The sequence below is a fragment of the Krasilnikovia sp. MM14-A1259 genome (assembly GCF_047159535.1).
In the GTDB taxonomy this organism is placed as follows: Bacteria; Actinomycetota; Actinomycetes; order Mycobacteriales; family Micromonosporaceae; genus Actinoplanes.
Genome location: NZ_BAAGAJ010000002.1, coordinates 2,554,511 through 2,567,154, shown reverse-complemented (window position 1 = coordinate 2,567,154; position 12,644 = coordinate 2,554,511). Strand labels below are relative to the sequence as shown.

Below are 12,644 nucleotides of genomic sequence, written 5' to 3'. Positions count from 1 at the left end.
ACCTGATGTGGCTGCCGAGCCTGGCACCTACCGTGTCCGATGTGACCCGTCGCGTTCTGTTGGCCGTCATCGGCTGTTCCACGGTCGCCTTGCTGCCGTGGACTTGGTATCTGGCAGTGAGCCTGCCGAGTCAGCACCACGCCGACCAGTGGCGGGTGGCCTGGGTCGGGTTCGACCTGGGCTTGGTCGGGTGTTTCGCCGCGGCGAGCTGGCTGGGCTGGCGACGGCACCGCACCGCGGTACCGGTTCTGGCCGCGACAGCCGCCCTGCTGTGCTGTGACGCCTGGTTCGACATCCTGCTCGACTGGACGGCGCCCGATCGTTGGCTCAGCATCCTCACGGCCATCCTGGCCGAACTGCCGCTTGCCGTCGTCCTGCTGATCCGGGCGCGGGATCTGCTGGTCGGTGGGATGCCGAGCCGGCCGTTGACGGCCGACGACATTGCGATCCACCAGGACGGCCGACATCAGGCTCTGCTGGGCCACCTCTCGGAGCACGGACCGGCCGGCGTGCACGCCCTGGCGGTCGCGCTCGACCGCCGGCCCGACGACGTGGCGGGCGCGCTGTCTCTCCTGGCGCACGCTGGATTCGTGGGCTGCGACCGGCGCGGCCGCTGGTCGGCGAAGCCGTTGTCACTGCGCACGCCGAAGGCCGACGAGTCGTGGGTACGCCCGTACCTGGACCAGAAGTACGAGAACGAGGTGCGGGTGCTGGCGAACGCGGCCCGCAACCACGCCAAGATGGGGCGATGGGGCAAAAGGGAGGCGGCAGCGATCCAGCTGACCTCTGCGGAACTGACCCGTTTCAACGCCGAGTACCTCGAGCTGTTGAACCGGTACTGCCTGCTGCGTGACCGCCCGGTCGAGGGCACCCGGACCGTCCTTGTGCGGTTCTACGCCTTTCCGCGAGAGTTCGCCGAACCGGTAGCCGCAGGGGCGATGCCCAGCGACTGACCATCAGCCTGCCGCTCAACGGCATGGCCAGTGGCCACCGTCGAGCGGGCCGGACACCCCGGTGTCCGGCCCGCCGCAGGTTGGCGCCGTCCGGACGCTCAGGCGTGTTCCCAGGTGAACGTGTCGTTGACGTTGTAGCAGGTCGCCAGCCTTCATCAAATGCGTTGAAGTGCAAGATCATAAATGCTTGGGCTCGACGTGATGCGTGGGGTTCAGAGGTCGCCCGACCGCTGACCGGCTGCCGGGGGGTGCCCGGCCGGACGGCGTCCCCAGGCCGAGATCAGCGGCGCGAGAGTCAGGTCGAGTTCGCCGGCGAGGATGGCGGCCAGATGCGCATCGATCTCGGTCTCGTCGGCCAACCCGGCAGCGAGCAGCTCGCCGCGCACGTGCCGGATGGTCGCCGCCTCCAACCGGTCGCAGGCCGGCCCGCCCACCGGGAAAGTGCCCACCGCGGCGACATCGACCAGGCCCGCCTCACGCAGCGCCCGCGGCAGCGTCCGGCCGTAGCGCAGGTCCGCGCCGCGGCGCGTCAGCAGTTCCCGGACCGCGTTGCGCAGCCGGTTGGCGCGCCGCTGCGCCGCGCCGTTGTCGTCCAGGCAGGCCAGAGGCTGCAGAGCGGTGTCGGCGTCCTCGACCAGCAGCCAGCCGCCGGGCCGCAGCGCCGCCACCATGGTGGCCAACGCCCGGACACGGTCGGGCAGATGGACCAGCACGAGCCGGGCGTGCACCAGATCGAACGTCCCCCGCTCCGGGGGCGGATCAGCGGCGACGTCGTGCCGGCGCACCTCGTACCCGTCGTCTGCGCTCAGCCACGACGGGTCGATGTCCGTGGCCAGCACGTACCCGCTCGGACCGACGGCCGCCGCAAGCGCCTCCGGGATACCCGGACCACCGGCCCCCACCTCCCAGCAGCGCGAGCCCACGCCGACCCCCAGCCGATCGACGTGCCCCCGCGTCACACCGTCGAACAGCTCGGCCAGCCAGGCGAATCGCTCGCCCGCCTCGGCGCGCGCGTTGTCCAGCAGGTACCCGCGAGCGGACTCTCCCGCGGGCGTGGTGGTACCGCCGGTCGGCTCCGGTCGGTTGTCGTCGTCGGGCGGGCGCGGCGAAGAGGTCATCACCCATGGTCACCTCCGCAGACCTCAGTTCTGCACCGTGACGCGCCCGCAGTGATGGACGATGGTGTGATGGGCGCCGAGGATCTGTCGGCCGCCATCCTCGCGCTGGAGGACCAGGTCTCCACGGACGCCGAGGCCGGCTACGCCACCGCATCCCACCTCGAACAGCAGGCCATTGCGCTGGGCGACGAGAGCCTGCTCATGCGCGCCCGGCTGTGCCGGACCACTTTCGCCCTGGTAGCCGGCAGACTCGCCGGAATCGGCTGGCAGCTTCACGACATCCTGGCATGGGCTCAACAGCACGGCGACCGCCTGCTGCAGGCCCGTACGCATCTCGTCAGCTCGGCCATCGAGCGGATGGCCGGTGACGCAGCCAAGTCCCTGGAGCACGCGCTGAGCGCGGTGGAACTGCTCGATGCGACGGCCTCCGCTTTCACGCAGATCAAGCACCGTACGAAGCTGGCCGACGCGCTGGCGCTGACCGGCGCGATGGACGCGGCGCGGCTGCGCTACCGGCAGGCCGAGGAGCTGGCGCGGGCAGCGCACCAGTGGGAGCGGCTGATCATCCTGCTCAACAACTGGGCCTTCCTCGAACACGAGGCCGGGGACGGCGACCGCGCCCAGCAGGTCGCCGGCCGGATGGTGGAGTGCGCCGAGGCTCACGGCATGGAGCTCTACCCATCGTCGTTGCACACACTCGCCGACATCCAGGTCACGAACGGCGAGCATCGCCTGGCCGAGCAGACGATGCGGACGTGCATCGCCCGGCAGGAAGCCGGGCATGTCGATCAGGCGGACGATCTCAACTACTTCCTGCTCACCCTCGCACGCGCCCAACGCGGACTCGGCGAGATGACCGCGGCCCAGCAGAGCCTGGACGCCTGCCGCGCGCGATGCGACTCGAGCGGGGTGCACGGGCTGCTGGTCCAGGTGCACAAGGAGCAGGCCGAGCTGCACGCGGCGCGCGGCGACTACGCGGCGGCGTTCGCCGAGCAGAAGGAATACGTCGCCGCCCAGGAACGGCTGCGCTCGCTGGAGCGGGACGCCCAGGCGCAGACCCGCCACGCGATCTTCGAGACCGCCGAGGCACGCGACGAGGCTGAGCGCTTCCGCGAACAGGCCCGCCGCGACCCCCTGACCGGCCTGCGCAACCGCCGCTACGTCGACGAGGAACTCTCCGCCCGGATCGCCGCGGACCCCCGGCTGAGCGTGGCACTGGTCGACATCGACCACTTCAAGCGGATCAACGACGAGCTCTCCCACGACACTGGCGACCAGGTACTCGTTCAGGTCGCGGCGCTGCTCGAAGCGAAGCTGGCCACCGTCACCCCCGACGGTTTCGTCGCCCGCCTCGGCGGCGAGGAGTTCCTGGCCGTGCTGCCGGCCACTCCCGACGCCGAGGCGGTCGCCACGCTCGACGCCATCCGGCAGGCCATCGCCGGCCACGACTGGGACGGACTCCCCGACGGCCGGTCGGTCACCGTCAGCATCGGTGTCGCGGCCGCCGACGAGACCGCGCCGCCGGCCCAGTCCAGCGCCCTGGCCGACGCCGACCGCAACCTGTACGCCGCCAAACACCAAGGCCGTAACCGGGTGGTCTCCGGAACTCCGCGGGAGCGCCGCCCCCGCGCCTACCGCGACCGCGAGGCCGCCCGACCGGCCACTGAACATTTGCCGCCATGACACGTGCGCTGCGGCCGCCGCGTCGTCGGTGAGGGTTTGTTGCCATGCGTCAGGCATCATCGGGAGCGGTGTGGGAGTGGATCGAGCGGAGGCGGTGGGCATGTTGCGCTGGCCGGGTGGCCGGAACGTACGGGACGTCGGCGGCCGGGCACTGCGCGCCGGAGGTCACACGCGGTTCGGCCGGGTCTTCCGCTCGGCGGCACCGGAGCACCTGACCGACGACGGGTGGACCGCCGCGAAGGCCGCGGGCGTGCGCACGGTGGTGGATCTGCGCAACGCCCCGGCAGAGACGCAGCGCACCGCCGATCACCCGACCGTCCGGCCCGAGTCACTCACGGGCTGGTCTTCGTGCCGGCGCCCACCGAGGATCCGGAGGATGCCGAGTTCCTCCGGGTGTGCGGGCCCTACCTGGACCATCCGCGCTCCTGGACGGACAACGCGCGGCTGGCCCCGGCCCGCATCGGGGCCGCATTGCGGGCGATCGCCCGGGCGGACGAAGCGGTCCTCGTGCACTGCGCGGGAGGCCGGGACCGTACCGGCATGATCTCCGCGATGGTGTTGCACATCGCCGGCGCGACCGACGAGGCCATCATCGAGGACTACGCGACCGGGTGGCGAGGTGCGGGGACGTATTCCGGGCACGGCTGGGTCTACGACCCGGACGGGGAGACCTGGCGCCGGAATCGGCACGAGCCCACGGAGGCCGACGTGTTGGATCGCCAGGTCGCGGATCGGGTCCCCGCACTGCGGGAGTGGATCGCCACGTTCGACGGTGCGGCCTTCCTGGAGGCCGCCGACATACTCGCGATCAGATCGCGGCTCACCCCCGGTGGTGCATGAACGACCCGGCGCCCTCAGCGGCCGGACAGCTCGTAGTAGTCCTCGGTCATCACCAGCTGGAAGCCGAGCGATGTATAGAGGTTCAGCGCCCGGTCGTTGTCGGTGGCCACCTCCAGGTGCACGGCGGTGGCGCCGTCCGCGAGAGCCTTGCGGCACAGGCGGTGCAGCACATCACGCCCGATGCCACGGCCCTGGTGGTCGGGGTGGATGACGAAGCCGTACACGCCGGCCCGGCCCTCCTCGTGGATCAGCCGGACCGTTCCGATCGGCTCGCCGCCTTGTTCGACGACTAGGGTGTTCGGGTCCTGGCCCGCGGTCTCGGGCGGCTCCCAGCCGAATCCCACGCGCAGCAGCTCCCGCACCGCGGGCTGATCCACCGCGGTGGCGGCGCGGATCGTCACACGGGGATCGGCGGGCACCTCAGCGGGTTCGCCGGGCATCTCAAGGGCGTGCTCGGAGTGGTCGAGTGTGCCGCCCCGGCCCTGCGCGAGAGTCCGTCCCGCGACTGAGGTCCGCGGTACGACCAGCAGGATCGACGAGTGCTCGCGGTCCTGGCATACGCGCAGCGCCGCATCCAGCAATGCGGTGCCGATCCCGCGCCGCCGCGCGGCAGGATCGACCATGCCGGCCAGTTCTAGGGTGGGCGCACCGTGGGTGTAGATACCCAGGAAGCCGAGCAGCCGCTCGCCGTCCCACCACAGGACGTCCTCGACATCCTTCCCGGAGCGGTGGCGCAGCGAGTTCCATTCCAGTTTCAGCCGTCCCCCGTCCGCCGCGACCACGCGGCGCTCCAGGTCGGCGATGGCGTTCAGGGTGGCCGGGGGCAGCCCGGCGGAGAGGTTGATCACCCTGCCACCCCATCATGCCCCTCAACGGATTTTCGGCGGAACCGCCGCACCAGCGCCTATCCCCGCTGACCCGGTGGTGAGGGTGCCCGCGTCGGCGTCGAGGACGGCGGGGACGCCGAGGGGGACGACGGCCTGTTTCTCGCCGTGGCCGATCGGAAGGCCGCCGAGCACCGGAACGCCGAGCTCGCCGAACTGCTCGGCGAGGACCTGCTGGACGGTCGGCGACGGCAGGCCTTCCTCGCACTCGGTGAACTGGCCGACCGCGACCCCCGCCACACCGTCGAGCCAGCCGGACCGCTTCAACTGCACGATCGAGCGGTCGACCCGGTACGGCTCCTCGCTCACCGCCTCGATCAACAGGATCGATCCGGTGAGGTCGAGACGATGGCGGGTGCCCGCCGTTGCGGCCAGCATGGTCAGGTTGCCGCCGAGCAGGGTCCCTTCCGTACGGCCGGGCACGCGAACGCCGAACGTGTCCTCCTTCTCGTCGGCGGCCACGACGACGGGATCCGTGGTCATCAACGCGCGGCGGGCGCCGTCATGCAGATTTGACAGCCTCGGGCCGTGCACCGTGGACAGCCCGGCTTCGCACCACAGGGCGGCGTGCAACGCGGTGATGTCGGAGAAACCCATGAAGAGTTTGGGATCGGCGCGCACCGCGTCGAAGTCGAGCCCGTCGACGATGCGCTGCGCGCCGTAGCCGCCGCGCAGGCAGATGACGCCGCGTACGTCTGGATCGCGGAAGGCCGCATTGAGGTCGGCGAGGCGTTCCTCGTCGGTGCCGGCCAGGTGGAAGTGGGTTTTCAGGGCGTTCTCGCCCAGCCGGGGCCGCAGGCCCCAGGCGGCCAGCGTCGACATCGCCGCGGCGGCCCGATCCGCCTGCACCCACCCGGAGGGACCGACCAGATGTACGACGTCGCCGGGCTGCAGCGTCGGGGGCCGCAGGGTCGCGTGGCGGACCCGGGCCATGGTGGCGCGGTGCGGCGGTGCGGCAGCTTCCGGAGTCGGGCCGTCGGACGGGAATGACATCGTGACAGGTTAATACCACCGATTCCGCGCTGCCGTCTTGTCGTCGGCGGTCGGCCTCGGCAGGCGACGAGGCACCACGGCCACGTTCGGGCGCACCGCCGCGACCTGGACCCGCGCTGTGAGCCCGACCGTACTTGACCCTTATCGCTACTTGAGTAGAGTTAACGCCGTGCGGCGTAACCGACCCTTGTCCGCGCAGGCGATCAGCGTCCTGCGGGCGTTGGCGGCTGAGCCGTCGCGGTGGCGCTACGGCTACGACCTGGCCACCGAGGTCCACCTCAAGTCCGGCTCGCTGTACCCGATCCTCGTCCGCCTGGCCGACCGAGGGCTGCTGGAGGCGACCTGGGAGCCCGGCCCGGACGGCCGGCCACCCCGCCACCTGTACCGGCTCACCGGGGCCGGGCGGGAGCACGTGGCGGCCCTGCCGGCCACCCGGGCGGCGCGGAGCGCGCCGCGTCGCCAGCTGCGACTGAGTGAGGGTTCATGATGCCGGTGCTGTTCGTTTTCGTGGTGGGCATCGCGGTGGCCCTGATCCGCCGCCATTTCCTGGTCGCCCCTGAGGAGCGGCCGAGCGGGGACGCGCCGGCCCGGCTGCTGGGCTGGGCGGTCGGCCTGCTGGCCGAGCAGCGGCAGCAGTGGGGCCAGGCGATGATCGGCGAGCTGGACAGTCTGGACGGGCGGGCCCGACGGTGGCGCTTCGCCCTCGGCTGCGTCGCTGCCGCGGCGGTCATGCCGCCCTGGGGGCGCGCCGCCGCCGCCCTCGGGGCGCTGATGGCGATCGCGGCCAGCGGTGGCGGGCTGGTCGCGTACACGCACATGCACTACCGGCTGCACACCGACGGTTGGACCTGGGTCGGGGCCGTGATCCTGGTGCTGCTGCTGGTCGGCTACATCCTCGGCGGCAGCGTACTGCTGCGCCGCCCCGGAGTGACCGGCCCCGGGCTGGTCGGCGGCCTGGTGGTCGCGGCCGCCTGGCTGGCGGCCGGCGGGTTCACCTTCAACCGTTGGCTCAACTCGAACGGGCTCGGGCCCAGCCAGTGGTTGCTGCTGCTGGCGCCCATCGTGGTCGGCGCGGGTGGCACGTTGTGGGGCGGCAGCGCCGCCGTCGGACGGCGCGCCGTGCGACTGGCCACCGTGAGCGCCGCCCTGGGCATTTACCTGTACGGGATCCTCGCGGTCGCGGTCGTCGGCGCCACCGGGCACGATCCCAGCGACGGCTGGACGACCGCCCAGATCGTCGACGACAACCTCGGCAACCAGGCCGTGTTCTACCTGATCGCGCTGCCGCTGATGACCGCAACCATCGGGTGGGCGGCCGCGGCGGCCACCGCCCGCCTGCGTCACCGGCCGGCTGCCACCGCACCGGCCGCGCTGCCGGCCCCGCCGGGCGCCGACCCGGCGCTGACCGCGGCGCTGCTGCCCGTCGTGACCGCATCCCGGCCGGCGCCGGACGACCTACGGTCGCCCGCCGGCCCGAATCCCGCTGGCGTGACGGCGGCCCGCCAGCGTCGCATCTGGTACGTCCTGGTGCTGTGCGCCGCGCTGGCAGCGGTGACGTTCCTCGTCCTCATCACGTTCCTGCACCCTCGTTGATCACGAGGCACCCCAGGAGATCTTCCACGGCGGCGACGCGTTCCACCGTCGGGCCGGGCGGCACGTCGACGAGCGTGAAGCCGTGCTCCCGGTAGACGCTCTCATGCACGAGCTCGAACTCGAGCGAATCCTCGTAGCTGATGCGCCGGGCGGCCGTGGGTGCGACGAAGCCGAGCGGCCGCACCAGGAACACCTCGCGTTCGTACACCCGCTCCGTGAGCACCCGATCGACCTCGGCGGCCAGTGACGAGCTCACCGGCTGCCGCAGATACCGGGCCAGCGCCAGTGTGCACAGGGGAGACCGGTCGAACACCTGCACGTCCACGGCCGCCCGCACCGGTGCGACCTGCCGTTCCCGCTGCAACGCCACGATCAGGTCGACGAAGCCCGGAAGCCGCCACGGCTCAGCGATCCCACCGTCCTGCTGAACGGCGATGACGTCGGTCGCCGCCTCCTCCACGACGGCATGACCGCGCTGCCGCAACGCCTGCAGCAGCGTGGTCTTGCCGCTGCCGGGGGCACCCGTCAGCACGACACGACGCAGCATCCGAACTCCTTCCAGGGGTTACCGGACTCAGATCGACGGGATGATCCGGCGGGTCTCGTACGCCCACATCGCGATCTCCACCCGGTTTCGGGCGCCGAGCTTGGCCATCAGGCTCGCCAGGTGCGTCTTGACCGTGCTCAGGCTGATGTGCAGGGTATCGGCGATCTCGACGTTGGTCAGCCCGCGCGCGACGGCGAGCAGCACCTGCTCCTCCCGGGCGGTGATCGCAGAGATCGGCTGAGCGGCGGGCCGCCCCGCCGGTACATCCGCGAACGCCCGCAGCAACCGTACGGTGACATTGGGCGCGATGAGCGCCTCGCCGTCGGCGGCCGCCCGGACGGCCTGCGCGAGCAGTTCCGGCCCGGCGTCCTTGAGGAGGAAGCCGCGGGCTCCCACCCGCAAAGCGCGGTAGACGTACTCATCGAGATCGAACGTGGTGATCACGACCACGGCCATCGGGTCGGCGACGCCCGGACCCGCGATCAGCCGGGTGGCCTCCAGGCCGTCGAGCACCGGCATCCGGATGTCGAACAGGCACACGTCGGGTCGCAGCTCGCGGGCCCGGCGCACGGCCTGCTGCCCGTCGGCCGCCTCGCCGACCACCTCGATGTCGGGCTGGGCGTCCAGCATGATCCGCAGCCCGGTACGGATGATCGCCTGATCGTCAGCGACGAGCGCGCGGATGGACACCGGTCCTCCCCCGTGGCAGCTCGGCCTCGACCCGCCAGCCCCGATCCGGTCCGGGACCGGCCCGCAACTGCCCGCCGAGCAGGTCGGCGCGCTCCTGCAACCCGGCCAGACCGTACCCGTCGCGACGACGTCCGGGCCGCCCGCCGTCGTCCTGCACCGTGATCCGTATCCGCTGCGCGTCCCCGGCGACCCGGACCACGACCTCGGTCGCGTCGACCGCGTGCCGCCGGGCGTTGGTCAGCGACTCCTGCACGATCCGGAACACCGCCGCGTCTACCGCCGGGGGCAGCGTGTCCAACTCCCCGTCCATTGTCAGCACGACCCGCGGACCGCCGCCCGGCGTGCGTACCAGGCGTTCCAGGTCGGCAACGCCGGCCGCCGGTGCCCACTCGGCACCCACCCCGCCGTCGCGCAGCGCGGTGACGATGGCTCGCATCTCCTCCAGCGTGCGTGCCCCGTCCTCCTCGACTCCGTCGAGCGCCTCCACGGCGGCGGCCGGGTCCGTTCCGGCGAGCACCCGGCCGGCCTGGGCGCGGATCACCATCGCCGAGACGTGGTGGGCCACCGTGTCGTGCAACTCCCGGGCGAGTCGTTCGCGCTCGTCGGAGCGCACCCGCTCCATCCGCCGCTGCCGCACCGTCGCCCACAACCGGGCGGCCGCCCCCAGCACCGCGGGAAGCAGCAGGAACGCCAGGCCCACCACCTGGTCGGCGGCCGGGGCGGGGTCGATGACGGCCGACAGCACGAAGAACGCGAGGATCGCGGCCCCGCCCAGAATGACCTCGCGACCCGAGCCCCACCGGGGCAGCGCGTACACGAGCACGAGCAGCCCCAGGCCGGTGACGTACAGGCCGACCGGCTGCCCGGGAAGAGCCGCAACGGTGACCACCAGGGCCGCACCGAACCCCAGCAGAACCATCGCCAGGGGACGGGCCCGGCGCCACATCGGCAGGACGGCCACGCCCACGGCGAACACCACGGCCACCGGCCGCCACCGTACGTCTTCCCGCAGTATCCCTTCCGCGAGCGCGCCGAGCACGCCCACGGTGAGCAGCGCCCAGTCCCGCCACACCCGGGCCGGGCCGGGCGGCGGCCGTGGCTCGGTCCACAGGGTTCGCAGCTCGTCGCGCAGCACGACTCCCAGCCTAGGGGGCCTGCCGCGCCGCACATCGGCCGAAAGAACGGGCCGGGCGTAGTCCCGCGGAACGGCGGATCCCCGGCTCCCGCGCCGATGTCCCGCCCTGCCGCCGCGACCAGGCTTGCCGTCGACGGCCGTACCCGGGCGGCCGACCGACGCAAGGAGAACCACGGTGAATCGGCAAACGGCCGCACGGGTTGCGGGAGCACTGTTCGTCATCGCGGACGTCGCCGGGATTGGCGGAAAAGTCCTCCTCGATCGCGAGAACGACGCGAATGCGGTCATCACCGGCGCGGTGCTGGTCTTCGTCATGGCGCTCGCGGTGGCCATGATCCCGGTGGCGCTCTTCCCGGTGCTCAAGAAGCAGAACGAAGCGCTCGCGCTGGGCTACGCCGTGCTGCGCGTGATCGAGGCGCTGCTGCTGACCGCGTCCGCGGTGGCACCACTGCTGGTACTGACGGTGGGCCGGCAGCCGGCCACCACGCAGCCCGGCCTGCAACCGGTCGCCGGCGCGTTGTCCATGGACGAGTACTGGGCGGGCCCGTTCGGCCAGATCGCGTGGAGCCTGAGCGTCATGGTCCTGCTGTACCTGCTGCACCGATCCCGCGCGGTGCCGCGGTACATCTCGGTGTGGGGCCTGGCCGGGGCGCCGCTGTACCTGGCGAGTCAACTGCTGATCCTGTACGGCGTCGCGGGGCCGCTCGCCACGATCGTCACCGCCCAGTTCGGCATCAACGAGCTCGTGCTGGTGATCTGGCTGCTCGTCCGGGGACTCCGCCCGGCCCCGGCCGCGACGGTTGCCGTGGCATGACGGGCCCGACACGGCGGGCCCTCATCCCGAGTTGCTTGCGTACGGAGAGTGCCGAGGTGAATGCGGGCGACAACTCCCGGCGTGGTTGGTCAGACTGTCCGCGTGCTGGAGCCGGAGCTGAACGAACACGATTACCTGCAGCAGATCGAGCTGCTTGCCCGCGACGTGGTCCGCGCCGCCAAGGACGAGGGCTGGGTGTCGTACGACGCCGATCCGGCGGAGGCCTCCGCGTTGCAGCGGGCGGTCAACGAGGTGGCCCGCCGGCTGCGGCACTGGCATTTCAACGGTGACGGATGCCTAGAGGACGATCGTCCGCTGCTGCACCTCGGCGGTGCCGGTGTCATCACGCCCGGCGACAACCCCGAGCGGCAGGAGAACTACCGGACCGGCTGCGCCCGCCTCGGCGTCGACGTCCGCGACGAGGGCTGGGCGCTCTGGTACAGCTGGGATGACAAGGCCCGCGCCCACACGATCGTCACCACCGCCCTGGACACCACCCACGCGCTGCTCGACAACTGGTCGCACGGCCGCGACATCCATCCCGCCCAGCCGGATCGCGCCCAGATCGCCGCGGTCGTCCGTGGCTGGGTCGGACCGATCACCCTGTCACCCAGTCACGCCACGACGATCGGCCTCGGCGGCCGCTGAACCACCTCCACGACGAAGGGAACCACCGCGATCCGGCTCGGACATCGAGCGGCAGCGCGGACCGGCGGCGTTGCCAAGATCGGCTACGCTGCGCCGATGCTTTTCGAGGCCGGCAAGGACAGGACCCCCGGCATGCGGATGCCGCCACTGCCCGTACCGGCCGGGCCGCTGACCCTGGCGCAGATGGCCCAGCGGGCGGTCGGTGACCGGCCCGCGGAGGTGACCAAGCCGATCGTCCTGAGCCCGTACGATGCGTCGTGGCCGGCCCGGTACGCCGCGCAGGAGAGCCGGATCCGGGCCGCGCTGGGCGCGCGGGCGCTCGCCGTCGAGCACATCGGATCCACCGCAGTACCCGGGCTCGCCGCCAAGGATCGCATCGACATCGACCTGATCGTGGCGGACCCGGCCGACGAGGACGACTACGTCCCGGCCCTGACCGGGGCCGGCTACACGCTGCGGACCCGTGAGCCGCACTGGTACGAACACCGCTGCCTGTGGACCGACAGTCACGACGTCAACCTGCATGTCTTCGGGCCGGACTGCGACGAGTTCCTGCGCCACATGATCCTGCGGGACTGGCTGCGTACCCATCCCGACGACCGGGAGCGGTACGCCGCAGGCAAGCACCGCGCCGCCGCGGACCATGCGTGGTCGATGGCCGGGTACGTCGCGGCCAAGGCCGACGTCATCGTCGAGATCCTCCATCGCGCCGGCCTTCGATAGCCGAGTGCCGACCCGCGCGTGGC

14 protein-coding genes and 1 pseudogene are annotated in these 12,644 nt (G+C 71.9%); 9 read left to right on the top strand and 6 right to left on the bottom strand.

The genetic code is table 11. The annotated features are described in order from the left end of the window. The first annotated feature begins 41 nt into the window (after nt 1–41). Entirely contained in the window at nt 42–953 is a 912-nt protein-coding gene (locus tag ACMCNK_RS11320) for a hypothetical protein (protein ID WP_412736348.1), read from the top strand. A gap of 212 nt (nt 954–1,165) precedes the next feature. Here ACMCNK_RS11320 and ACMCNK_RS11315 read toward each other — a convergent pair whose 3' ends face one another. Next, entirely contained in the window at nt 1,166–2,071 is a 906-nt protein-coding gene (locus ACMCNK_RS11315; RefSeq protein WP_412736347.1) for a methyltransferase domain-containing protein, read from the bottom strand. 69 nt (nt 2,072–2,140) lie between these two features. Between ACMCNK_RS11315 and ACMCNK_RS11310 the strand changes: the two genes are divergently transcribed. The 3 genes and pseudogenes from ACMCNK_RS11310 to ACMCNK_RS11300 all read left to right on the top strand — a co-directional run bounded on the left by ACMCNK_RS11310 (nt 2,141) and on the right by ACMCNK_RS11300 (nt 4,594). Next, on the top strand, nt 2,141–3,754 hold the full coding sequence (locus ACMCNK_RS11310; protein ID WP_412736346.1) for a GGDEF domain-containing protein: 1,614 nt from the start codon (nt 2,141–2,143) through the stop codon (nt 3,752–3,754). A 100-nt stretch (nt 3,755–3,854) separates the two neighbouring features. Continuing rightward, nucleotides 3,855–4,055, top strand: a pseudogene (locus ACMCNK_RS11305) (tyrosine-protein phosphatase); the annotation flags it as partial. 47 nt (nt 4,056–4,102) lie between these two features. After that, entirely contained in the window at nt 4,103–4,594 is a 492-nt protein-coding gene (locus ACMCNK_RS11300; protein WP_412736345.1) for a tyrosine-protein phosphatase, read from the top strand. Between the two features lie 14 nt (nt 4,595–4,608). Here ACMCNK_RS11300 and ACMCNK_RS11295 read toward each other — a convergent pair whose 3' ends face one another. Then, nucleotides 4,609–5,442 (bottom strand): GNAT family N-acetyltransferase, encoded by an 834-nt coding sequence (locus ACMCNK_RS11295; protein WP_412736344.1) that lies wholly within the window; start codon nt 5,440–5,442, stop codon nt 4,609–4,611. 21 nt (nt 5,443–5,463) lie between these two features. Next, a complete protein-coding gene (locus tag ACMCNK_RS11290; protein ID WP_412740821.1) occupies nt 5,464–6,411 on the bottom strand; it encodes a S66 peptidase family protein in 948 nt (315 codons plus the stop codon). A gap of 229 nt (nt 6,412–6,640) precedes the next feature. Here ACMCNK_RS11290 and ACMCNK_RS11285 point away from each other — a divergent pair, with 229 nt between their 5' ends. Both ACMCNK_RS11285 and ACMCNK_RS11280 read left to right on the top strand, forming a co-directional pair. Beyond that, complete coding sequence (locus ACMCNK_RS11285) at nt 6,641–6,958, top strand: PadR family transcriptional regulator (protein ID WP_412736343.1); 318 nt, start codon at nt 6,641–6,643, stop codon at nt 6,956–6,958. Then, on the top strand, nt 6,955–8,064 hold the full coding sequence (locus ACMCNK_RS11280; protein WP_412736342.1) for a hypothetical protein: 1,110 nt from the start codon (nt 6,955–6,957) through the stop codon (nt 8,062–8,064). Before ACMCNK_RS11285 ends, ACMCNK_RS11280 begins: the two co-directional genes overlap by 4 nt. On the opposite strand, the gene ACMCNK_RS11275 is transcribed toward ACMCNK_RS11280, so the two are convergent. From ACMCNK_RS11275 to ACMCNK_RS11265, 3 genes are read right to left on the bottom strand one after another with little or no spacing between them, the layout of a single operon-like run. Next, complete coding sequence (locus ACMCNK_RS11275; RefSeq protein ID WP_412736341.1) at nt 8,042–8,611, bottom strand: AAA family ATPase; 570 nt, start codon at nt 8,609–8,611, stop codon at nt 8,042–8,044. The two genes, ACMCNK_RS11280 and ACMCNK_RS11275, sit on opposite strands and share 23 nt — an antisense overlap. 27 nt (nt 8,612–8,638) lie before the next feature. Beyond that, nucleotides 8,639–9,301, bottom strand: coding sequence for a response regulator (locus ACMCNK_RS11270; RefSeq protein WP_412736340.1), 663 nt, complete (start codon nt 9,299–9,301; stop codon nt 8,639–8,641). Beyond that, entirely contained in the window at nt 9,276–10,436 is a 1,161-nt protein-coding gene (locus ACMCNK_RS11265; protein ID WP_412736339.1) for a sensor histidine kinase, read from the bottom strand. Before ACMCNK_RS11265 ends, ACMCNK_RS11270 begins: the two co-directional genes overlap by 26 nt. 175 nt (nt 10,437–10,611) lie before the next feature. On the opposite strand from ACMCNK_RS11265, the gene ACMCNK_RS11260 reads away from it, so the two are divergent. The 3 genes from ACMCNK_RS11260 (at nt 10,612) to ACMCNK_RS11250 (ending at nt 12,621) form a co-directional block, all read left to right on the top strand. After that, a complete protein-coding gene (locus ACMCNK_RS11260; RefSeq protein WP_412736338.1) occupies nt 10,612–11,250 on the top strand; it encodes a DUF4386 domain-containing protein in 639 nt (212 codons plus the stop codon). A gap of 102 nt (nt 11,251–11,352) precedes the next feature. Then, nucleotides 11,353–11,898, top strand: coding sequence for a hypothetical protein (locus tag ACMCNK_RS11255; RefSeq protein WP_412736337.1), 546 nt, complete (start codon nt 11,353–11,355; stop codon nt 11,896–11,898). 96 nt (nt 11,899–11,994) lie between these two features. Beyond that, the gene (locus ACMCNK_RS11250; protein ID WP_412736336.1) at nt 11,995–12,621 is read left to right on the top strand and encodes a GrpB family protein; all 627 of its coding nucleotides are present in this window, start codon (nt 11,995–11,997) and stop codon (nt 12,619–12,621) included. Nucleotides 12,622–12,644: the final 23 nt, after the last annotated feature.

Bases quoted from the DNA above. Each gene is read 5' to 3' on its own strand.
- ACMCNK_RS11275 (WP_412736341.1), bottom strand. From the start codon at position 8,611: ATGCTGCGTCGTGTCGTGCTGACGGGTGCCCCCGGCAGCGGCAAGACC.
- ACMCNK_RS11290 (WP_412740821.1), bottom strand. From the start codon at position 6,411: ATGGCCCGGGTCCGCCACGCGACCCTGCGGCCCCCGACGCTGCAGCCC.
- ACMCNK_RS11310 (WP_412736346.1), top strand. From the start codon at position 2,141: ATGGGCGCCGAGGATCTGTCGGCCGCCATCCTCGCGCTGGAGGACCAG.
- ACMCNK_RS11280 (WP_412736342.1), top strand. From the start codon at position 6,955: ATGATGCCGGTGCTGTTCGTTTTCGTGGTGGGCATCGCGGTGGCCCTG.
- ACMCNK_RS11315 (WP_412736347.1), bottom strand. From the start codon at position 2,071: ATGACCTCTTCGCCGCGCCCGCCCGACGACGACAACCGACCGGAGCCG.
- ACMCNK_RS11250 (WP_412736336.1), top strand. From the start codon at position 11,995: ATGCTTTTCGAGGCCGGCAAGGACAGGACCCCCGGCATGCGGATGCCG.